Source organism: Bradyrhizobium jicamae (assembly GCF_001440395.1).
Taxonomy (GTDB): domain Bacteria; phylum Pseudomonadota; class Alphaproteobacteria; order Rhizobiales; family Xanthobacteraceae; genus Bradyrhizobium; species Bradyrhizobium jicamae.
Window position 1 is genome coordinate 113,842 of the sequence record NZ_LLXZ01000197.1, and the last position, 19,085, is coordinate 132,926.

Genomic DNA, 19,085 nt, shown 5'->3' on the forward strand with positions numbered 1-19,085 from the left:
GGGTCAAGCCCGGCCATGACGAAATGGGGGTGTTCCGGCGCATAGCACCCATCAACCCCGCTTGCTTTCCGGCCCTTTTGGCCCCAAATAGGGACCGGGAGATTGGCGGTGGACGAGCCACTCGCCAACCGGGTCAGGTCCGGAAGGAAGCAGCCCTAACGAGGTCCGGATCGGGTCGCTCGTCAGTCTCCTACCTGTTTTTCGAGCGAATTGCGCAGGAAAGCGGCCAGTCCGCGCCGTGCGCGCGGTCGCTCCTATCCGCAAGCCGGCCCCGAGAGACAATCAATTGCGGATCGACCGATGAGTGATGCTGGCGCTCCCCCCGATAAATCAGACGGCGCTGGCCAGAGCGGTTTCGCGCTCGGCGGCGACGAGGCCGCAAAACCCTACCGGGTCCTGGCACGCAAATACCGCCCCTCCAGCTTTGACGACCTGATCGGCCAGGAGGCCATGGTCCGCACCGTTTCGAATGCGTTCGAAACGGGCCGGATTCCGCAGGCCTGGATCCTGACCGGCGTCCGCGGGGTCGGCAAAACCACCACGGCGCGGATTCTCGCCCGCGCACTCAACTACGAAAAGCCGGATGGTTCGGTGAAGGGGCCGACCATCCACATGCCGGATCTCGGCGTGCATTGCCAGGCGATCATGGAAAGCCGGCACATGGATGTGCTGGAGATGGACGCGGCGTCCCATACCGGCGTCGACGACGTTCGCCAGATCAATGACAGCGTGCGCTATGCTCCCGCCAGCGCCCGCTACAAGGTCTACATCATCGACGAAGTCCACATGCTGTCGACAGCGGCCTTCAACGCGTTCCTCAAGACGCTGGAAGAGCCGCCCGAACACGCCAAATTCGTCTTCGCCACCACGGAAATCCGCAAGGTCCCGGTCACCGTGCTGTCGCGCTGCCAGCGTTTTGACCTGCGCCGGGTCGAAGCCGACGTGTTGATGGGGCATCTTTCCAATATCGCGACCAAGGAAGGCGTCGAGGTCGAGCCGGAGGCGCTTGGCATCATCGCCCGCGCCGCAGAAGGCTCGGTGCGCGATTCGCTGTCGCTGTTCGACCAGGCAATTGCCCATGCGGCGGGCACCGTGCGCGCCGATGCGGTACGGCAGATGCTGGGTCTGGCCGACCGCACCCGGGTGATCGATTTGTTCGAGCATCTGGCGCGCGGCGACATCGCCAGCGCCTTCGGTGAATTCCGTTCGCAATATGACGTCGGCGCCGATCCGGTCGTGGTGCTGTCCGACCTCGCCGAATTCGTCAATTTCGTCACCCGCGTGAAGATCGTGCCCGCCACCGCCGACAATGTCGCGTTCGGCGAGACCGAGCGCGTCCGTGCTCGGGAATTTGCCGCAAAACTGTCGATGCGGGTGCTGTCGCGGATGTGGCAGATGCTGCTCAAGGGCATCGCCGAGGTGCAGACCGCAACCCGGCCAGCAGCGGCAGCGGAAATGGTGCTGGTGCGCATCGCCTATGTCGCCGACCTGCCGACGCCGGACGAGGCGATCCGGATGCTCGACCAGAACGGTGGGGGGACGCAGATCGCGTCAGGCGGCGCGGCGCCGGCACGGGCCGCGCCCTCCGCGCCGGTAACTTCGATGTCAGCCTCGCCGATGCGGACGCCCGCATCGCCACGCTCCGGCGCTGAAGCCTCCGCCCGCCCGCAAATGGCGGTGCCGTCGGCCCAGACCGAGTCGGCGCCTGTGCTACGGATCAATAGTTTTCCGCAACTGGTGGCGCTCGCCGGTGAGAAGCGCGATATCCTGACCAAGACGGCGCTGGAGGCCGATATGCGCCTGGTCCGCTTCGAGGACGGGCGGCTGGAAGTGGCGCTGGAACGCGTCGCGGCGCGGGGGCTGGTCAACGATCTCTCCCGCAAGCTCGAACTATGGACCGGGCGGCGCTGGACCGTGATCGTCTCCAACGAGGCCGGCCAGCCGACGCTGCGCTCGCAAAATGAGCAGGCAAGGAACGAACACGCCCGGGCCGCCGAGGCCGACCCGCGCGTCCAGGAGGTGCTGGCGCGATTTCCCGGCGCCAAGGTGATTGAAGTGCGCCGGCTTGCCGCCGAGCCGCCGGAATCCAATATTATCGCTGACGACGTGAACGAGACTTCCGACGGCGACGACGACTGATCGGACTCTCGAGAGGACGGACGAAATGGCTGATTTTCTCGGCATGATGAAGCAGGCCGCGCAACTGCAATCCAAGATGCAGGCGATGCAGGAAGAGCTCGGCAATCTCGAGGTCGAGGGCATCTCCGGCGGCGGACTGGTCGCCGTGCGCATGACCGCGAAGATGGAAGTGAAGGGCGTCAGGATCGATCCGTCGCTGATGAAGGCCGAGGAGCGCGAAGTGCTCGAGGACCTCCTGGTGACCGCGCATGGCGACGCGCGGCGCAAGGCGGAAACCGCGGCGATGGAAAAGATGCAGGCACTGACCGGGGGCCTCGGCCTGCCGCCCGGACTTGGTCTGACCTGAAATGGCAGCGAGCGTTGCCGGCCCTGAAATCGAACGCCTGATCCAGCTTCTGGCGCGGCTGCCGGGGCTTGGCCCGCGCTCGGCGCGGCGCGCGGCGCTGCACCTGATCAAGAAGCGTGAAGCCCTGATGACGCCGCTCGCTGGCGCATTGCAGGTTGCGATCGACCGGATCCAGGTCTGCAAGACCTGCGGCAATATCGACACGCAAAATCCCTGCACGGTGTGCACCGATCCGCGGCGCGATCCTTCGACCATCGTCGTGGTCGCCGACGTCGCCGATCTCTGGGCGCTGGAACGGGCGAATGCGACCAACGGCCGCTATCACGTGCTCGGCGCCACATTGTCGCCACTCGACGGCGTCGGTCCGCAGGATCTCACCATCGACGCGCTGGTGGCGCGTGCGCACGAATCACAAGTCAGCGAAATCGTTTTAGCGCTCAACGCAACGGTTGATGGCCAGACCACCGCGCACTACATCACCGATCTTCTGCAGGACGCCAACGTCAAGGTCACCCGGCTCGCGCATGGCGTGCCTGTCGGCGGCGAGCTTGATTATCTCGACGAAGGTACGCTATCGGCTGCCATGCGGCAGCGAACGCTGTTCTAACCCCACAGACGGAACTGATCGACATGACGAAACCACGATTCGGCAGACGCTCCCGCTTTGCGCTCATCATGGCAGCGGCGCTGATCGCACCTTCCGCGTGGGCACAGCAGGCCGAGCCGGCGCCGAAGCCCGGCAAGCCGATCAATGCCGGCGACGTGCTGTCAGGCGAACTCAACGCCATGAAGGGCGGCAAGAGGAGCAAGCGTGCCGCGACCTACCAGATCACCAGCGAACCGCGCCGGCTGCCGCCGCCGAACGGGCTGTGCAATCTCGAAACCGGACCCGAGACGTTCCAGCTCGTCACCACCAGCGACGCCCAGGCCGCGCAACTGAAGAATTTCATCGGCAAGGAAATTTCCGTGAAGGTCGACGAAGTCGCCTGCGCGCAGGATGCTGGGCAGATCAGCGAAGCTGTCATCACCAAATGGAGCGTGGTGACCAAGCACTGAGTATTTCGGCCTGAAGTTTCGTAGCCCGGATGGAGCGAAGCGCAAATCCGGGAACGCCATCACCGTCATCGCTGCCCCGGATTTCGCTTCGCTCCATCCGGGCTACAAGAGCTTCAAACCTTCACCGGACCCACGGCCTCGAAATGTCCGCGCCGCTGCAGCCAGGCCAGCAGGATCAGGCTTGGCACAGCCACCACAACCGAGATCACGAAGAACAGCGGCCAGCCCGTCGCCTGCGCCACAAAGCCCGCGCCTGAGGACAAATAGGTGCGCCCCACAGCAGCCAGTGCGGTGAGCAGCGCGTATTGGGTCGCGGTGTGCAGCGGGTTCTGGCACAGCGCCGAGAGATAGGCGACAAAGATCACGGTGCCGATCGCGCCGGTGAAGTTTTCCGCGGAAATGGCGACGGCCAACGCCCATTGATTTGTGCCGACAAAGGCGAGCCACGCGAACACGAGGTTGGAGATCGCCTGCAGCACGCCGCCGATCCACAGGCTTGCGACCAGCGAATAGCGACGCGCCACATAGCCGCCGGCAAAACCGCCGATCAGCGTCGCGGCCAGGCCGACGCCCTTGACGATGGCGGCGTAGTCGTTGCGGGTGAAGCCGAGGTCGATCACGAACGGCGCAGTCATGGTGCCGGAAAACGCGTCAGTGAGCTTGAACAGCACCACGAAGGCGAGCGCCACCCAGGCATGCTTGCGCGACAGAAATTCGGAGAACGCCCCCGTGGCCGCATGCATGACGCGGGCGAGCGCCGACTCGTCGCGGGTCGCTTCTTCCGCGCGCACCGATTGCTCGGGTTCGGTGGCGGCGAGCGCCGTGAGCGTGCCGATCAGCACCAGCGCGGCCATGACGACATAGCCCCACATCCATGCCGAGCTGCGTCCGATGCCGGTGCTCTCGAACCCGCTCACGATGAACAGCACGCCGGCGGTCGACACCAGCATGCCGATCCGGTAGGCCGCGACATACGAGGCCATGCCGGCGGCCTGTTCGCTCTCGGGCAGGCTTTCGACGCGAAACGCATCGACCACGATGTCCTGGGTCGAGGACATCGTCGCGACCAGAAGCGCGCCAAGCGCCACGAACAGCGGCGACCGCGCCGGGTCGGTCAGGGCCAGCAGCAGGATCGCGCCGATCAGGAGCAGTTGCGAGAACACCAGCCAGCCGCGGCGGCGGCCGAAGGCGCGGGTGAAGACCGGCACATGCAGCGCATCGACCAGCGGCGCCCAGATGAATTTCAGCGTGTAGGGCGTACCGACCAGCGCAAACAGCCCGATGGTGCCGAGATCAACGCCGGATTCGCGCATCCACACCAGGAGCGTCGATCCTGACAGCGCCAGCGGCAGGCCGGACGAAAAGCCGAGCATCAGCACGATCAGCACGCGCGGCTGCAGATACACGGCCCAGGCCTCGCGCCACGTTGGCGCAGGCGCGGCCGATGTCGGGGAGGCTGCTTCAGGTGCGGTCATGAATGGGTGTTAGCAGATTCTGACGGGAAAAGACTGTCATCGCCCGGCTTGACCGGGCGATCCAGTTGTAGGGTGGGTAGAGCGTAGCGAAACCCACCAACACGATGGGTTTCGCTACGCTCTACCCATCCTGCCGCTGTTACTACTCCCCCGCCTGCAGCTTGCGCGGGGCGGGGAACAGTTCGGGGGTGCTGTTCTTGACGAAGCGCGGCACTTCCACCGGCGCGTCGGCCTTGCTGAAATCGAGTTCCTCGATCCGCCCGGCGCGTTTTTCGATCTTGTCGGCGGAGATCAGGATCTGGCGCACGTCCTCGTTCACGTCACTGAAGTGCTTTTGCAGCTTCAGCACGCGGTCGCGCAGGCGGCCCAGATCGTCGCCGAGGTTGAGCACTTCGGTGCGGATCTGGTCGGCCGCATCGCGCATCCGCGCGTCCTTCAGGATCTGCTGCATCACCTGGATCGCCAGCATCAGCAGCGAGGGTGATACCAGCACGACGCGGGCGCGGTAGGCTTTCTGGATCACGTCGTCAAAACCGTCGTGGATTTCGGCATAGACCGATTCCGACGGCACGAACATCAACGCGGTGTCCTGGGTCTCTCCGGTGATCAAATATTTCTCGGCGATGTCGTTGACGTGCTTCATCACATCGTTGCGCAGGCGTTGCGTGGCGAATTTGCGCTCCTCGTCGCTGCGCGCATCGTGCAGCGCGGTCATCGCTTCCAGCGGGAATTTGGCGTCGATGCACAGCGGGCGCTGGTCGGGCAGGAACACCACGCAATCCGGCCGCTTGCCGGACGAGAGCGTGTACTGGAATTCGTAGGAGCCCTGCGGCATGCCGTCCTGCACGATCGCTTCCATCCGCGCCTGGCCGAAGGCGCCGCGCGACTGCTTGTTGGCGAGCACGTCGCGCAGCGTGGTCACTTGAGACGTCAGGTCGGTGAGGTTCTTGTGCGCGTTGTCGATGATGCCGAGCCGCTCATGCAGCACGCGCAAGCTATCCATGGTGTGGCGCGTGGTCGCTTCCATCGACTGGCCGACCCGGTGCGTCACCGAATCCAGCCGCTCGTTGACCGCGCGCGCCATCTCGGCCTGGCGGCCGGCCAGCGACTGCGCCATGGCGTCGACCCGGCCGGTGGATTCGCTCTGCGCCCGCAGCATCTCGCTCAGACGCTCTTCCAGTTCGTCGGCGCGGATTGCCTGCGCCATCGCCAGTTCCGCGCCGCGGCGGCCGGAGCGGGCGATCACGATGGCGATGGTCAGCAGCAGCACCAGCGCGAGCGTGCCGAACCCGATCAGCGCCTCGCCAACGTGAATCGGCAGGTCGCCGACCGTGAGAAGAATTTCGTTCATGTCAGCCTTGTAGCCCGATTCGGCGTCGGATGCGAACGAAGAGGGAACATTTATGGTAAACGGCGGGTTAATTTTCGTGGTTAACGCCGCGTTAAAAATCATGGTTAAGGCCGTCTTAACGGACGCCGCAGCGCATTGACCCCGGCAAATCAGCAGCTTAAATCGCGCGCTATGGCCCTTAGAGAAATCATCATCCTGCCGGACAAACAGCTCCGGCTGGTCTCCAAACCCGTCGAGAAGGTTACGACGGAGATCCGCAAGCTCGCCGACGACATGTTCGAGACCATGTATGACGCGCCCGGCATCGGGCTTGCGGCAATTCAGGTCGCGCAGCCGCTGCGGCTGATCACCATGGATCTCGCCAAGAAGGACGAGAACGGCGAGACCAAGCCGAAGCCACGGGTGTTCATCAATCCGGAAATCATCGCCTCGTCCGAGGAATTGTCGGTCTACGAGGAGGGCTGCCTCTCGATCCCCGAATATTACGAGGAGGTCGAGCGCCCCGCGAAGGTCCGCATCCGCTTCACCGATCTCGACGGCAAGGTGCATGAGGAGGACGCCGACGGGCTGTTCGCCACCTGCATCCAGCACGAGATCGACCATCTCAACGGCGTGCTGTTCGTCGACTATCTGTCGAAGCTGAAGCGCGATCGCGTGCTGAAGAAGTTCACCAAGGCCGCCAAGCGCGCGGGGGAGTAGGCTCCCCTCTATCGACCGTCATGCCCGGGCTTGTCCCGGCCATCCACGCCTTTCTTTCTCGCTGTAGCAAAGACGTGGATGGCTGGGACAAGCCCGGCCATGACGGAGTAAACTGAAATCGTCCCGGGATTTTCTGCCTGATGCCGCTCCGCCTGATCTTCATGGGCACGCCCGATTTCGCGGTGCCGACGCTGCTGGAACTCGTGGCCCACGGCCATGAGGTCGTGGCCGTCTACACCCGCGCGCCAAAGCCGGCCGGGCGTGGCATGAAGATGCAACCGAGCCCGGTCGAGCAGGAGGCGCGGCGGCTCGGTATTCCCGTGATGACCCTGGGCACGCTGAAGACGCCGGAAGCGCTCGCCGAATTCCGCACGCATAACGCGGATGCGGCCGTCGTCGTCGCCTACGGCATGATCCTGCCGCAGGCCATTCTCGATGCGCCGCGTTATGGCTGCTACAACCTGCACGGCTCGCTGCTGCCGCGCTGGCGCGGCGCCGCGCCGATCAACCGCGCCATCATGGCCGGTGACGCCGAAAGCGGCGTGATGGTGATGAAGATGGATGTCGGCCTCGACACCGGCGATGTCGCAATGGCGGAGCGCCTCGCAATCACCGACACCATGACGGCTGCCGATCTGCACGACGCGCTGGCGCCGCTCGGCGCCGACCTGATGGTGCGCGCGATGGGCGGGCTCGAGCGTGGCGGATTGCAGCTTACGAAGCAGAGTGAGGACGGCGTGACCTACGCGGCCAAGATCGAGAAGGCTGAGGCGCGGATCGACTGGACGCGGCCCGCGCGCGAGGTGCTGCGGCATATCCATGGATTGTCGCCATTTCCCGGCGCGTGGTGCGAGATGGCCGGAGAAGCGGAGCCGGTGCGCCTCAAGATACTGCGCTGTGAACTGGCGAACGGGTCGGGTGCGCCGGGCGATGTGCTCGACGACAATCTTGCCATCGCCTGCGGTGACCGCGCCATTCGCATTGTCGAGCTGCAGCGCGCCGGCAAGGGGCCGATGAAATCAGCGGAATTTTTGCGCGGCACGGCGCTGAAGCCGCCTGCGCGGCTGGACTGATGCCCCGCTACAAGCTCCTCATCGATTATGACGGCACGCCGTTCTCCGGCTGGCAGATCCAGGACAACGCGCCGACCGTGCAGGGCGCGCTGGAAACTGCGGTGAAGGCGATCTGCGGCGAGGCCGTGCGCGTCCACGGCTCGGGCCGTACCGACGCCGGCGTGCATGCGCTGGGGCAGGTCGCGCATTGCGATATAAAGAAGCCGTTTCCGCCGGGCCGCCTGCGTGACGGGCTGAACGCGCATCTGCGGCCGCATCCGATCGGCGTGCTCTCGGCCGAGATCGTGGCCGATGATTTCGAGGCGCGCTTCTCCGCGACAAGGCGGCACTATCGCTATCGCATCACCAACTCCCGAGCCAATCTCGCGCTCGACATCAAACGAAGCTGGCGGGTGCCGCGCCATCTCGACACGGATGCGATGGACATTGCGGCCAAGCGGCTGCTCGGCAAGCACGACTTCACCACCTTCCGCGACACCGAATGCCAGGCGAAGTCGCCGGAGAAGACGCTCGACCAGCTTGATGTGATCAGGGAGGGCGACGCGATTTCGATCCTCACTTCCGCCCGCTCGTTCCTGCACAGCCAGGTGCGCTCGATGGTGGGCTCGCTGGTCTGGGTCGGCGAAGGCCGCTGGAGCGCCGACGACCTCGCCGCAGCATTGGCCGCCCGCAACCGCGCCGCCTGCGGTCCGGTGGCGCCGCCCGAGGGATTATATCTGGTGCGGGTGGAGTATTAGGTGTCGCCGACGATCTTGTGGGATGGGTGGAGCGAAGCGATACCCATCGCGGCAGCGGCTGGATGATGGGTATCGCTGCGCTCCACCCATCCTGCGATCTAGGCCGGCTTGAGGACCATGTGCGTGGCGTTCGCCGTCGCGACATGGTCGGTCACCTCGTAGCCAAGAGCCGGCAGATCAAGCCCCGCGAACAGGTTCTCGCCAGATCCAAGCAGGATCGGCGCGATCGCAATGTGCATTTCGTCGATCAGGCGGGCGCACAGATATTGCTGGATGGTCGCGACGCCGCCACCCACCCTGACATCCTTGCCGCCGGCAGCCGCGCGCGCCCTCTGTAGCGCCGCCTCGATGCCCTCTGTGACGAAATGGAAAACCGTGCCGCCCTGCATGGTGATGGGCGCGCGGGGATGATGTGTCAGTACGAAGACATCGCAGTGATAAGGCGGCTCGTCACCCCACCAGCCTTTCCAGGCGTCATCCGGCCAGGGGCCCCGCACCGGGCCGAACATGTTGCGCCCCAAGATCCAGGCGCCGATGTTCTCAAACCCTTGCGTGGCAAAATCATCGTCCGGGCCGCTCGTCCCGGCATCTTTTGCGAACAGCTTTTTCTGAATGGTCTGCGTCGGCAGGATCCATTCGTGCAGCCCCATTCCACCGACGCCGAGCGGATTGTCGGCGTTCTGACCGGGGCCCGCGCCATAGCCGTCGGCGGACACGCTGAAGCAGCGGACAACGAGCTTGCTGTTGGCTGAACCGGTCATGGCGTCACGTCATCACACATGATGACGGCACAAGTCAGGCAAAATAGCGGTCCAGCACGCCGCGATAGATTTTCGTCAGTTTTTCCAGATCCGACACCGGCGTGCGCTCGTCGACCTGGTGCATGGTCTGGCCGACCAGGCCGAACTCGATCACCGGGCAATAGCTTGAAATAAAACGCGCATCCGAGGTGCCGCCGGAAGTCGAGAGCTCCGGCTTGCGTCCGGTGACTTCCTCGATGGCACTCACGGCCAGATCGGTGAAGGCGCCGGGTTTGGTCACGAACACATTGGAGTTGGAGTATTCCCACACGATGCGGGCGCGGATGCGGTTGCCGCAAGCTTTCGCCAGCCGTTCTTCCAACAGGGCGCGCAGCGTTTCCTGGGTGTGGTTGTCGTTGAAGCGGATGTTGAATTTCGCCCGGGCCTGTCCCGGGATCACGTTGCTTGCGGTATTACCGACGTCGACCGAGGTGAATTCAAGGTTGGACGCCTGGAACTGCGCGCTGCCATGGTCGAGCGGTTCGTCGGAGAGCGCCACGATCAGCCGCGAAATATCCGGCACCGGATTGGAGGCGCGGTGCGGATAGGCGACATGGCCCTGCACGCCGTCGACATGGAGCGTGCCGGATTGCGAGCCGCGGCGGCCGATCTTGATGCAGTCGCCCAGCACTTCGACGTTCGACGGCTCGCCGAGCACGCAATGGTCGAATTTCTCGCCACGCTCGGCGCACCACTTCAGAAGCTTGATGGTGCCGTTGACGGAAATGTCCTCTTCGTCCCCGGTGATCAGAAACGAGATCGATCCCTTCGGCCTGCCGCCATTGTCCTTGAGATAGTCGAGCACCGCGGCCGCGCTGCAGGCGATGCCGCCCTTCATGTCGACCGCGCCGCGGCCATAGAGGAAGCCGTCCTTGATGTCGCCGGAGAACGCGCCTTGCGTCCACGCCGTCTCGTCGCCGGGTGGCACCACGTCGGTATGGCCGGCAAAAGCGATGTGCGGCGCCTCGGTGCCGATGCGGGCGTAGAGATTGTCGATATCTGATGTGCCGGGCTCGCCGAAGGTGACGCGATGCACCTCGAAGCCGGCGTCTTTCAACAGGCCTTCGAGGACGCCGAGCGCGCCGGCATCGGCAGGGGTGACGGAAGGGCAGCGGACGAGGTCGCGGGTGATGGAAACGGCGTCATTCATAGCCCGGCTTAACACGCCAAACCGGCGGCGGGCTAGCGGTGTGCGGGACCATTTCGATCTCGTTCTGCTGGTCCCAGGGCGGCCGCGTGTCGGGCAGTGGCTGCGGCGCGAGCGGATCGGGGCCGAACCGGTTGGTCTTGCGGGAGCCCTTGATGAAGTACAATTCGACGAAGATCCAGATGCAGCCGGCGAGAGCGATGAGGCCAAGCGGAAGGGCGGCATCCGAGAAATAGGAATCGTCAGGAAGCAGATCGACGAGCTTGTTGTAGAGTGGAACGGCGAAAAACAGGATCACCCACCAGCCGCTCTTGTCGCGGTCATGGAGGCGTTTGATCGAGGTGGCCAGCCAGATCCACATGAACAGCGTGGAGAAGGCCGCGTTGAAAAAAATCGCAGGCAGGTCGGCCAGGGACAGGGATCGATAGGAAGCGGGATCGAAGATCTTGAAGAGATCTTCGAAGCCGTAACCGATATCTGTCGGCGCGATACCACTGAACAAGACGACAAGGCCGATCGTCAGCGCGCCCAGGAAGACCGTCAAGCACACGATGATCAGCGTCGCCAGCCAGTACCGGGCGCGGTTGATGCGGCCCTCGAAACTGAACAGATACCAGACGTAGTCCATCGCTCGACCTCCGAACGGCGGCATTTACGCCATCCAGTACATTGGTCGCGCCATGGGGCCCGGGGTTCGAACGGGGCGTGTTCCGGCCCTGGCTACGGGCCAGATCATGCCCCAAATGGCCGAACCCTAGTCCCGCAGCAGCTCGTTGATGCTGGTCTTGGCGCGGGTGCGCTCATCGACGCGCTTGACGATCACCGCGCAAGCCGTCGACGGGCCGGGCTGGCCGTTCTTCATGGGCTTGCCGGGCAGGGCGCCGGGAACCACGACCGAATATTCCGGCACCTCGCCGATGAAGATTTCGCCGGTCTCGCGGTCGACGATCTTGGTGGAGGCGCCGAGGAACACGCCCATCGACAGCACCGCGCCCTTGCGCACGATCACGCCCTCGGCGACTTCGCTGCGCGCGCCGATAAAGCAATCGTCCTCGACGATCACGGGTTCAGCCTGCAGCGGCTCCAGCACGCCGCCGATGCCGACGCCGCCCGAAATGTGCACGCGCTTGCCGATCTGCGCGCAGCTTCCGACCGTCGACCAGGTGTCGATCATGGTGGCTTCATCGACATAGGCGCCGAGATTGACGAAGGACGGCATCAGAACGACGTTGCGGGCGATGAAGGCGGAGCGGCGCACGATTGCGCCGGGCACGGCGCGGAATCCCGCGTCGCGAAAACGGTTCTCGCCCCAGCCGTCGAACTTCGAGGGCACCTTGTCCCACCACGACGCCTTGCCGGGACCGCCGGGGATCTGGCCCATGTCGTTAAGGCGGAACGACAGTAGCACCGCCTTCTTCAGCCACTGATTGACTTTCCACTGGCCCGAGGCCTCGCGCTCGGCGACCCGTGCCTCGCCCTTGTCGAGCAGATCGAGCGCGTGATCCACGGCCTCGCGAACCTCGCCCTTGGTCGACGTCGAAATGCCGTCGCGGGCATCGAAGGCGGAGTTGACGGTCGATTCGAGCGCGGACAGGGACATCGGGATTTCCTCAGGGATTTCGGGCGAAGTTGACGGGCTTTTTCGGGATTTGGCGGGGGAGAGTCAAGGCGGGATGTCGTCCCTGCCGCCCTCTCAACTCGTCGTCCCCGCGAACGCGGGGACCCATAGCCACGAGTGTTCGTGGTTACGATGGGTCGTCGAACAGCGTTCTTAAATCGATAGATCACGCGGTATGGGTCCCGGCGCCCGTGCGCAATTGCGCACTAGGCCGGGACGACACCGATTAGGTGCTCAACTTCTCCAAAAACCCCGTCAGATCGTCGGTCACATGGTCGACATAGGCCGCATCGCGGCCTTCCAGCTCCCAATCCTCGCGCACCACTTCCTTGGCGCCGTCGGGTACCACCAGCACCGTGGTCATGCCGAGTTGGTGCGGCACCACGAGGTTGCGGGCGAGATCTTCGAACATCGCCGACCTCAGGGGATCCACGCCATGCAGGCGCAGAAATTTGTCATAGGTCTGCGGCGCCGGCTTCGGTTCCAGGTCTGCGGCGATGATGTCGAACACTGCCTCGAAATGTTCTGTTATGCCGAGCCGCTCGAGCACCGCGCCGGCATGGTCGGTCGAGCCGTTGGTGAGGATCAGCTTGCGGCCGGGAAGTTTTGCGATCGCGGCTCCCATCGCCGGGTTCGGCTCCAGCGGGGAGTGATCGATCTTGTGCACATAGGCGAGGTAATCGTCGGCGTGCACGCCATGCTCGGTCATCATGCCGCGCATACTGGTGCCGTAGCGGCGATAATAATCCTTCTGGACCACGCGGGCTTCTTCCGCCGAGATGTTAAGGAACGCGCTGATGAACTCGCCGATCCGGGCGTCGACCTGCTGCCACAGATTGACGTGGTGCGGGTACAGCGTGTTGTCGAGGTCGAACACCCAGGTGTCGATGTGAGTAAAGGGGCGGGGAGTTGTCATAAGTTCTCAACCATCACGGCATCGCAAATCGCAGCGTCTTGCCGCCGCTTGACATATCGACCGGTGCAAAGCCGATTGCCGCAAGTCCTCGCGTGCCGCAATCGCCCTGTTCTGAAATCTCGAACTTGCTGTCGCGCGTGCAGAGCTCCTTCGAGCCGCCCCAATTCAGCGGCCTGTCGCGGTACTTGATGGCGCGGTTCTCGCCGTCGACGGCTTCGGCAAAACTATAAACCTGTTTCGGCTGGCCGGTCACATCGGGATGCAGGCATTTGCCGGGATCGATGCGGTACCAGCCGCGGCTGGTCACGGCCTTGCCGTCATCGGAGGCGACCGCAGCCATGATCTTGTGCGGCGTGTCGTTGCACCAGGTCAGCCCGGTGGCGGAGGGCTTTTGCACCGCGTCGATCATGGTGGTGAAGAAACTTTGCGACTGCACGATCTCGGCCGAAAGCCCCCGGCTCTTGAGGAACGCGCTCAAGGCTGCCTGCGTCTTCGGTCCGTCGACGCCGTCGATCGGGGCGGCGTCATAGCCGGCGATGACAAGCAGCCGCTGGATGCCGGCGAGCCGCGCCTGCTCGTCGTCATATTCCGAGTCCTCGGCGAGATAGGCGACGAGGTTGCCGTCGTCCGTCCGCGTCGGCGTGATCTGGGTAAACGGCGCCGGCGTCTGGTTGCCGCGGCACTGCCGGGCGGCAGCGATGACGAAATTGTCGGGGGCGATGCACAGCGTGTCGCTGCCGTTCTGCGGGATCGGCGAAGCGCCGTAGACGCCGAGCGCGCGTGCATTCAAGAGGATGCGGTCGGCGGTCAGCGCGCCCTGCAGCACCACGCGGCAGGCGGCCGGATCGATCCGGAACCAGCCGCGCGTCGCGGTTGCCGATTTCTCGTCGATGCCGATCGCGGCCTCGACCACATAGCTCATGCGGTTGCAGAGTTTTAAATCGGCAAAGGCGGGCAGGGAGGAAACGAACAGCGAGATGATCGCCGCCGGGAAGGACATCAGGAAACGTGTCAACGCCGAGCGCGGCTGCCGCTGTATTCTCCGCTCGTCATGCCCGGGCTTGTCCCGGGCATCCACATCTTTCCTTCCATCGGGAGCAAACAAGTCGTAGATGGCCGGGCATAGGCTAGCGGAAGCGACGCCGTCCTCTGGACGGCTATGCCCGGCCATGACGACTTTCTTTTGCCGCTCGTGCATCACTTGTGGATCAGCGTGCCGGTGCCCTGATTGGTGAACAACTCCAGCAGCACCGCGTGCTGCATCTTGCCGTCGATGATGACGACGCCCTGCACGCCCTGTTCGAGCGCATAGATGCAGGTTTCGACCTTCGGGATCATGCCGCCGGAAATCGTGCCGTCGGCGATCAGCTTTCGCGCATCCTTGACCGACAGTTCCGGTATCAGCTTCTTCGACTTGTCGAGCACGCCGGGGACGTCGGTCAATAGCAGCAGCCGCTTCGCTTTCAACGCACCCGCCACCGCGCCGGCAAAGGTGTCGGCGTTGACGTTCAGCGTCTGGCCGTCATGCGAGGTCGCGAGCGGCGCCAGTACCGGGATCAGCTCGTAACCGATCAATTGATTCAGCAGCGTGAGGTCGACCTTGTCGGGGTCGCCGACGAAGCCGAGATCAACGGCCTTCTCGATGTTCGAGTCAGGATCGACCATGGTGCGCGTCGTCTTCGACGCCTTCACCATGTTGCCGTCCTTGCCGCTCAAACCTACCGCCTTGCCGCCGGCCTCGTTGATGTAGCCGACGAGCTGCTTGTTGACCGAACCCGCCAGCACCATCTCGACGATCTCGATCGTCGCCGCATCGGTGATGCGAAGCCCGGCGGCGAATTCCGACTGGATGCCGAGCCGTTTGAGCATGGTCGCGATCTGCGGCCCGCCGCCGTGCACCACCACCGGATTGATGGCGGTCTGCTCCAGCAGCACGATGTCGCGCGCAAACGCCTTGGCGGTCTCTTCCGCGCCCATGGCATGGCCGCCATATTTGATGACGATGGTTTCCTCGTCATATTGCTGCATATGCGGCAGCGCTTCCGACAGGATGCGGGCCTGATCGAGCGGGCTGATATTCTGCGTCATGAAGCGGGTCTCGCCATTGCCGATGTCGGGCCGGGTTCTATCTGATTGCCGGGCAGGGCGCAAAGTAGGGGATTCGTCTCCGCAGGTCGTTTTTCCCCTCTCCCCTTGTGGGAGAGGGTGGATCGAATGAGCGAAGCTCATTCGAGACGGGTGAGGGGTTCTCTCCGCACACACAGATCCCCGTGTAGTCATCCGGCGCTGCGCGCCACCTTCTCCCACAAGGGGAGAAGGAAGAGGACTCAACCCCGCTTCGGCCAGGCTGCCGCCACCGCCAATGCCAGCCAGCTTACAATCAGCAGCGTCCCGCCGGTCGGCGCAGCCATCGGAAACAGCCCATGTCCGGCATAGTGCCGCAGCGTCAGGTCGCCGGCGAACAGGCCGGCCGCGAGCGCAAAGCCGCAAGCCGCGGTGATGCCGGTTCTCGCGTGCACGATCCCGCGTTCGGCCAGTGCGACGGTACCTAATACCGCGCACGCGTGAAACAGCAGCACCGACGAGGCCGCTGCCAGCCGCGAGGCATCGGCCCCATGCGCGGCTGCGGCCGCCAGCATGACGCCGTCGGCGCCCATGATTCCGGCCAGAACGATCAGGATGCGGTACGCTCGGTTCATCGGGCACGCTCGTGCAACAGGCGTACCATCGCGGCGCGCAATTCCGGCATGCCGGCGCCCGAGCGCGAGGATGTCACCAGAATTTCCGGAAACGCGGCAGGATGCTTGGCGAGCGCGGCTGTGGTCGCGATGATGGATTTTTCCAGCTCGGCACGCTTCACCTGGTCCGCCTTGGTCAGCACCACCTGATAGCTGACGGCGGATTTATCCAGCGTCTTCAGCACGTCCTGGTCGACGTCCTTGATGCCGTGGCGCGCGTCGATCAGCACATAGACCCGCGCCAGCGTGGCGCGCCCCAGCAGGAATTGATGGATCAGCCTGGTCCAGGACGCGACCTGGGTCTTCGGCGCCGAGGCGTAGCCATAGCCGGGCATGTCGACCAGCCGCAGGCGTGCGCTGTCGGGGCCGTCGAAGAAGATCAGTTCCTGGGTGCGGCCCGGCGTGTGCGAGGTACGCGCCAGCGCGTTGCGGCCGGTCAGCGCGTTGATGAGGCTGGATTTGCCGACATTGGATCGGCCGGCGAACGCCACTTCCATGCCCGCCATCGGCGGCAGCGTCTCGATCGAGGGCGAGGCCCAGACGAACTTCCAGTCGCCGGCGAAGAGCTTTCGCCCTTCTTCAATCAGCTCCGCATCAGGCTCGGCGGTCATGCGAAGGTTCTTTCCATCCGTCATTGCGAGCGAAGCGAAGCAATCCATAGTTCAGCAGGCGGAAGCATGGATCGCTTCGTCGCTTCGCTCCCGTGCGCAAACGCTTCGCGTTTGTCGCAGGCAATGACGAGGAGGAGGCACCGATCACGTCTTCTCGACGGCCTTCTTGGCGAACGTCGCCTTCATGTTGTCGAACAGCTCCACCTTCACGCCGTTCTTGCGCATGATGTAGCTCTGCTGGATCACCGAGAGCAGGTTGTTCCAGGCCCAGTAGATCACGAGACCCGCCGGGAAGCCCGCCAGCATGAAGGTGAAGATCAGCGGCATCCAGTCGAAGATCATCTTCTGGGTCGGATCCGGCGGCGTCGGATTCAGCTTCATCTGGATCCACATCGTGATGCCCATGATGATCGGCCAGACGCCGAGCATGAGATAGGCGCCGACATGCGGACCGAACACCGCGAGCGGATCGAACGGAATTAATCCGAACAGGTTGAAGATCGTGGTCGGGTCGGGCGCCGAGAGGTCCTTGATCCAGCCATAGAACGGCGCGTGGCGCATTTCGATGGTGACGAACAGCACCTTGTAGAGCGAGAAGAACACCGGGATCTGCAGCGCGATGGGAAGGCAGCCCGCGATCGGGTTGATCTTCTCCTTGCGGTAGATCTCCATCATCTCCTGCTGCTGCTTCTGGCGGTCGTCGGGATAGCGTTCCTTCAGCGCCTGCAGCTGCGGCTGCACCGACTTCATCTTCGCCATCGAGGCATAGGATTTGTTGGCGAGCGGGAAGAACAGGATCTTGATCAGCAGCGTGACCAGCAGAATGGAGACGCCGAAATTGCCGAACAGGTGGAAGAAATAGTCGAGCACCAGGAACATCGGCTTGGTGATGAAATAGAACCAGCCCCAGTCGATCAGCAGGTCGAAATGGTTCAGCCCGAGCTGCTTGTTGTAGCCGCCATGGCCGGCCAGCGGGAAGTTGATGCCGACGACGCCGGCTTCCTTGGCGCCCGCAAACAGCCGCGCATTGGCGCTGCCGGTACCGCCGATCGCAATGGTCTGCGGATCCTGCAGGTAGTCGGTCTGATAGCGAACCTTGGGACCGGGGTCTTCGGCGAGGAAGCGTGCCTTGAGGCGCGCCGACGTGTCGGGCAACAGCGCGGCGGCCCAATATTTGTCGGTGATGCCGAGCCAGCCGTTCGTGACGTTGAACTCGAAGCCCCGCCCGCTGCCCAGAACGGGCGCCTCCGCGACCGCCTTGTAGCCGTGTTCCTGCAGGCCCTTTTCGCCGAGATAGCCGATCAGGCCTTCATGCAGGATGTAGTAGCCCGAGACCTCGGGCGTGCCGTGGCGGGAGATGAGCGCGTATGGGTAGAGCGTGACTGGCGCACTGCCGACGTTGGTGACGTCGTCCTTGATGGTGAAGAGATAGCGGTCGTCGATCGCAATGGTGCGGCGGAAGGTGAGGCCTTCGCCATTGTCCCATTTCAGCGTCACCGGCTTGTCCACCGTCAGGTTGCCGGAGCCTTCCTGCTGCCAATCCGTCTCGCGGCCCGGAAGCCGCGCGGTCGAGCCGGCGGCCGGAACCCAGCCGAACTCGGCATAATAGGGATGCGCCGTGCCCGAAGGCGAGAACAGCACGATCGCGGGCGATTTCGGATCGACGGTGTCGCGGAACTTCTCCAGCGACAGGTCGTCAATGCGCCCGCCCTTCAGTGCGATGCTGCCGGACAGCCGCGGCGTTTCGATCTTGATGCGCGGCGAGGCGGCAATCGCGGCGGCGCGGCTGACGACAGGCTGACTGGCGGGCGTGCTGACTGACGGCGTCGCGCCCGGCTGCGGGGTCGTGCCGGGGGCCGTCTGCGGCGCGGATTTTGCGAGGTCGGCCTGGGTCTGGCTTTGCGCGCGCTGCCGCTCCATCTGCGGCGCGTTGTAGAAATACTGCCAGGCGATCAGCACGAGGCCGGACAGAATGACGGCGAGGATGGTGTTGCGATTATCGGTCATCGGTTTGGGGTCTCGCCATTCAATTCGGATGTTTCGGCGCCTGCCGGTCTAGCCGGTTCAGCGCCGAACGGAGATCGTCGAGCATGGTTGCAAAGTCGCGGGTGAGCGCGGCCCGGCGGCCGACCAGCACATAATCATGGTGAGGTCGCATGGAAATGACGTCCAGCCGCTTCACCAGTTCGCGAAGCCTGCGCCGGATGCGATTGCGCTCGGTGGCAGTACCGTTCTTCTTGGTGACGGTGAAACCGATCCGGATCGGGCCGTCATCGGCGCGGGCGCGGCCCTGCACCACGAAGGCAGCGCTATTGGCCCGCGTGCCATTGGCAACGGCGAGAAAGTCCGCCCGCTGCCTCAGCCGATCCATGAATGAAA

General features: G+C 64.1%; 20 protein-coding genes and 1 other RNA gene. 8 read left to right on the forward strand and 13 right to left on the reverse strand.

Translation table 11 applies throughout. The features are described 5' to 3' along the window. The first annotated feature begins 97 nt into the window (after positions 1-97). From ffs to CQ12_RS34315, 5 genes are all read left to right on the forward strand, one after another. Positions 98-194: signal recognition particle sRNA small type (gene ffs / locus CQ12_RS41505), an RNA gene on the forward strand. Between the two features lie 106 nt (positions 195-300). Beyond that, positions 301-2,139, forward strand: a complete 1,839-nt coding sequence (locus CQ12_RS34300; protein WP_057839688.1) for a DNA polymerase III subunit gamma/tau — start codon at positions 301-303, stop codon at positions 2,137-2,139. 25 nt (positions 2,140-2,164) lie between these two features. Then, a complete protein-coding gene (locus tag CQ12_RS34305) occupies positions 2,165-2,485 on the forward strand; it encodes a YbaB/EbfC family nucleoid-associated protein (protein ID WP_057839689.1) in 321 nt (106 codons plus the stop codon). Position 2,486: 1 nt separating this feature from the next. After that, positions 2,487-3,092, forward strand: coding sequence for a recombination mediator RecR (recR, locus tag CQ12_RS34310; RefSeq protein WP_057839690.1), 606 nt, complete (start codon positions 2,487-2,489; stop codon positions 3,090-3,092). Between the two features lie 23 nt (positions 3,093-3,115). Further along, a complete protein-coding gene (locus CQ12_RS34315) occupies positions 3,116-3,541 on the forward strand; it encodes a hypothetical protein (RefSeq protein ID WP_057839691.1) in 426 nt (141 codons plus the stop codon). A 113-nt stretch (positions 3,542-3,654) separates the two neighbouring features. On the opposite strand, the gene CQ12_RS34320 is transcribed toward CQ12_RS34315, so the two are convergent. Together CQ12_RS34320 and CQ12_RS34325 are read right to left on the reverse strand one after the other, a co-directional pair. Further along, complete coding sequence (locus tag CQ12_RS34320; RefSeq protein WP_057839692.1) at positions 3,655-5,016, reverse strand: AmpG family muropeptide MFS transporter; 1,362 nt, start codon at positions 5,014-5,016, stop codon at positions 3,655-3,657. A 142-nt stretch (positions 5,017-5,158) separates the two neighbouring features. Beyond that, positions 5,159-6,367, reverse strand: coding sequence for a DNA recombination protein RmuC (locus tag CQ12_RS34325; protein WP_057839740.1), 1,209 nt, complete (start codon positions 6,365-6,367; stop codon positions 5,159-5,161). A 171-nt stretch (positions 6,368-6,538) separates the two neighbouring features. On the opposite strand from CQ12_RS34325, the gene def reads away from it, so the two are divergent. The 3 genes from def to truA all read left to right on the forward strand — a co-directional run bounded on the left by def (position 6,539) and on the right by truA (position 8,876). After that, positions 6,539-7,066: a peptide deformylase gene (gene def, locus CQ12_RS34330; RefSeq protein WP_057839693.1), complete on the forward strand. Its 528-nt coding sequence runs from the start codon at positions 6,539-6,541 to the stop codon at positions 7,064-7,066. Between the two features lie 140 nt (positions 7,067-7,206). Further along, positions 7,207-8,139 (forward strand): methionyl-tRNA formyltransferase, encoded by a 933-nt coding sequence (gene fmt, locus CQ12_RS34335; RefSeq protein WP_057839694.1) that lies wholly within the window; start codon positions 7,207-7,209, stop codon positions 8,137-8,139. Further along, positions 8,139-8,876, forward strand: coding sequence for a tRNA pseudouridine(38-40) synthase TruA (gene truA, locus CQ12_RS34340; protein ID WP_057839695.1), 738 nt, complete (start codon positions 8,139-8,141; stop codon positions 8,874-8,876). Before fmt ends, truA begins: the two co-directional genes overlap by 1 nt. A gap of 98 nt (positions 8,877-8,974) precedes the next feature. Here the strand turns inward: truA and CQ12_RS34345 are convergent, their stop codons facing one another. From CQ12_RS34345 to rnpA, 11 genes are all read right to left on the reverse strand, one after another. Continuing rightward, the gene (locus CQ12_RS34345) at positions 8,975-9,637 is read right to left on the reverse strand and encodes a dihydrofolate reductase family protein (protein ID WP_057839696.1); all 663 of its coding nucleotides are present in this window, start codon (positions 9,635-9,637) and stop codon (positions 8,975-8,977) included. 34 nt (positions 9,638-9,671) lie between these two features. Continuing rightward, the gene (dapE, locus tag CQ12_RS34350) at positions 9,672-10,826 is read right to left on the reverse strand and encodes a succinyl-diaminopimelate desuccinylase (protein WP_057839697.1); all 1,155 of its coding nucleotides are present in this window, start codon (positions 10,824-10,826) and stop codon (positions 9,672-9,674) included. Next, on the reverse strand, positions 10,819-11,451 hold the full coding sequence (locus CQ12_RS34355) for a DUF805 domain-containing protein (RefSeq protein WP_057839698.1): 633 nt from the start codon (positions 11,449-11,451) through the stop codon (positions 10,819-10,821). Before CQ12_RS34355 ends, dapE begins: the two co-directional genes overlap by 8 nt. 126 nt (positions 11,452-11,577) lie before the next feature. Next, positions 11,578-12,423, reverse strand: a complete 846-nt coding sequence (gene dapD, locus CQ12_RS34360; protein ID WP_057839699.1) for a 2,3,4,5-tetrahydropyridine-2,6-dicarboxylate N-succinyltransferase — start codon at positions 12,421-12,423, stop codon at positions 11,578-11,580. Positions 12,424-12,667: 244 nt separating this feature from the next. Further along, positions 12,668-13,357 carry a pyrimidine 5'-nucleotidase gene (locus CQ12_RS34365; protein WP_057839700.1) on the reverse strand — a complete coding sequence of 230 codons (690 nt, stop codon included), beginning with the start codon at positions 13,355-13,357 and terminating at the stop codon, positions 12,668-12,670. Between the two features lie 13 nt (positions 13,358-13,370). Beyond that, on the reverse strand, positions 13,371-14,357 hold the full coding sequence (locus tag CQ12_RS34370) for a DUF1036 domain-containing protein (protein ID WP_057839701.1): 987 nt from the start codon (positions 14,355-14,357) through the stop codon (positions 13,371-13,373). 197 nt (positions 14,358-14,554) lie between these two features. After that, positions 14,555-15,445 carry an acetylglutamate kinase gene (gene argB / locus CQ12_RS34375; RefSeq protein ID WP_057839702.1) on the reverse strand — a complete coding sequence of 297 codons (891 nt, stop codon included), beginning with the start codon at positions 15,443-15,445 and terminating at the stop codon, positions 14,555-14,557. A gap of 239 nt (positions 15,446-15,684) precedes the next feature. Continuing rightward, positions 15,685-16,056: a DUF423 domain-containing protein gene (locus CQ12_RS34380; protein WP_057839703.1), complete on the reverse strand. Its 372-nt coding sequence runs from the start codon at positions 16,054-16,056 to the stop codon at positions 15,685-15,687. Continuing rightward, positions 16,053-16,706, reverse strand: coding sequence for a ribosome biogenesis GTP-binding protein YihA/YsxC (gene yihA, locus CQ12_RS34385; RefSeq protein ID WP_057839741.1), 654 nt, complete (start codon positions 16,704-16,706; stop codon positions 16,053-16,055). The genes CQ12_RS34380 and yihA overlap by 4 nt, the downstream gene beginning before the upstream one ends. Positions 16,707-16,850: 144 nt before the next feature. After that, positions 16,851-18,713 (reverse strand): membrane protein insertase YidC, encoded by a 1,863-nt coding sequence (yidC, locus tag CQ12_RS34390; protein WP_057839704.1) that lies wholly within the window; start codon positions 18,711-18,713, stop codon positions 16,851-16,853. Between the two features lie 19 nt (positions 18,714-18,732). Next, positions 18,733-19,077, reverse strand: a complete 345-nt coding sequence (gene rnpA, locus CQ12_RS34395; protein ID WP_057839705.1) for a ribonuclease P protein component — start codon at positions 19,075-19,077, stop codon at positions 18,733-18,735. Positions 19,078-19,085: the final 8 nt, after the last annotated feature.

Excerpts from the sequence above, each read along its gene's own strand:
- CQ12_RS34300 (WP_057839688.1), top strand. The coding sequence starts at position 301 with ATGAGTGATGCTGGCGCTCCCCCCGATAAATCAGACGGCGCTGGCCAG.
- CQ12_RS34305 (WP_057839689.1), top strand. The coding sequence starts at position 2,165 with ATGGCTGATTTTCTCGGCATGATGAAGCAGGCCGCGCAACTGCAATCC.
- recR (WP_057839690.1), top strand. The coding sequence starts at position 2,487 with ATGGCAGCGAGCGTTGCCGGCCCTGAAATCGAACGCCTGATCCAGCTT.
- CQ12_RS34315 (WP_057839691.1), top strand. The coding sequence starts at position 3,116 with ATGACGAAACCACGATTCGGCAGACGCTCCCGCTTTGCGCTCATCATG.
- CQ12_RS34320 (WP_057839692.1), bottom strand. The coding sequence starts at position 5,016 with ATGACCGCACCTGAAGCAGCCTCCCCGACATCGGCCGCGCCTGCGCCA.
- CQ12_RS34325 (WP_057839740.1), bottom strand. The coding sequence starts at position 6,367 with ATGAACGAAATTCTTCTCACGGTCGGCGACCTGCCGATTCACGTTGGC.
- def (WP_057839693.1), top strand. The coding sequence starts at position 6,539 with ATGGCCCTTAGAGAAATCATCATCCTGCCGGACAAACAGCTCCGGCTG.
- fmt (WP_057839694.1), top strand. The coding sequence starts at position 7,207 with ATGCCGCTCCGCCTGATCTTCATGGGCACGCCCGATTTCGCGGTGCCG.
- truA (WP_057839695.1), top strand. The coding sequence starts at position 8,139 with ATGCCCCGCTACAAGCTCCTCATCGATTATGACGGCACGCCGTTCTCC.
- CQ12_RS34345 (WP_057839696.1), bottom strand. The coding sequence starts at position 9,637 with ATGACCGGTTCAGCCAACAGCAAGCTCGTTGTCCGCTGCTTCAGCGTG.
- dapE (WP_057839697.1), bottom strand. The coding sequence starts at position 10,826 with ATGAATGACGCCGTTTCCATCACCCGCGACCTCGTCCGCTGCCCTTCC.
- CQ12_RS34355 (WP_057839698.1), bottom strand. The coding sequence starts at position 11,451 with ATGGACTACGTCTGGTATCTGTTCAGTTTCGAGGGCCGCATCAACCGC.
- dapD (WP_057839699.1), bottom strand. The coding sequence starts at position 12,423 with ATGTCCCTGTCCGCGCTCGAATCGACCGTCAACTCCGCCTTCGATGCC.
- CQ12_RS34365 (WP_057839700.1), bottom strand. The coding sequence starts at position 13,357 with ATGACAACTCCCCGCCCCTTTACTCACATCGACACCTGGGTGTTCGAC.
- CQ12_RS34370 (WP_057839701.1), bottom strand. The coding sequence starts at position 14,357 with ATGTCCTTCCCGGCGGCGATCATCTCGCTGTTCGTTTCCTCCCTGCCC.
- argB (WP_057839702.1), bottom strand. The coding sequence starts at position 15,445 with ATGACGCAGAATATCAGCCCGCTCGATCAGGCCCGCATCCTGTCGGAA.
- CQ12_RS34380 (WP_057839703.1), bottom strand. The coding sequence starts at position 16,056 with ATGAACCGAGCGTACCGCATCCTGATCGTTCTGGCCGGAATCATGGGC.
- yihA (WP_057839741.1), bottom strand. The coding sequence starts at position 16,706 with ATGACCGCCGAGCCTGATGCGGAGCTGATTGAAGAAGGGCGAAAGCTC.
- yidC (WP_057839704.1), bottom strand. The coding sequence starts at position 18,713 with ATGACCGATAATCGCAACACCATCCTCGCCGTCATTCTGTCCGGCCTC.
- rnpA (WP_057839705.1), bottom strand. The coding sequence starts at position 19,077 with ATGGATCGGCTGAGGCAGCGGGCGGACTTTCTCGCCGTTGCCAATGGC.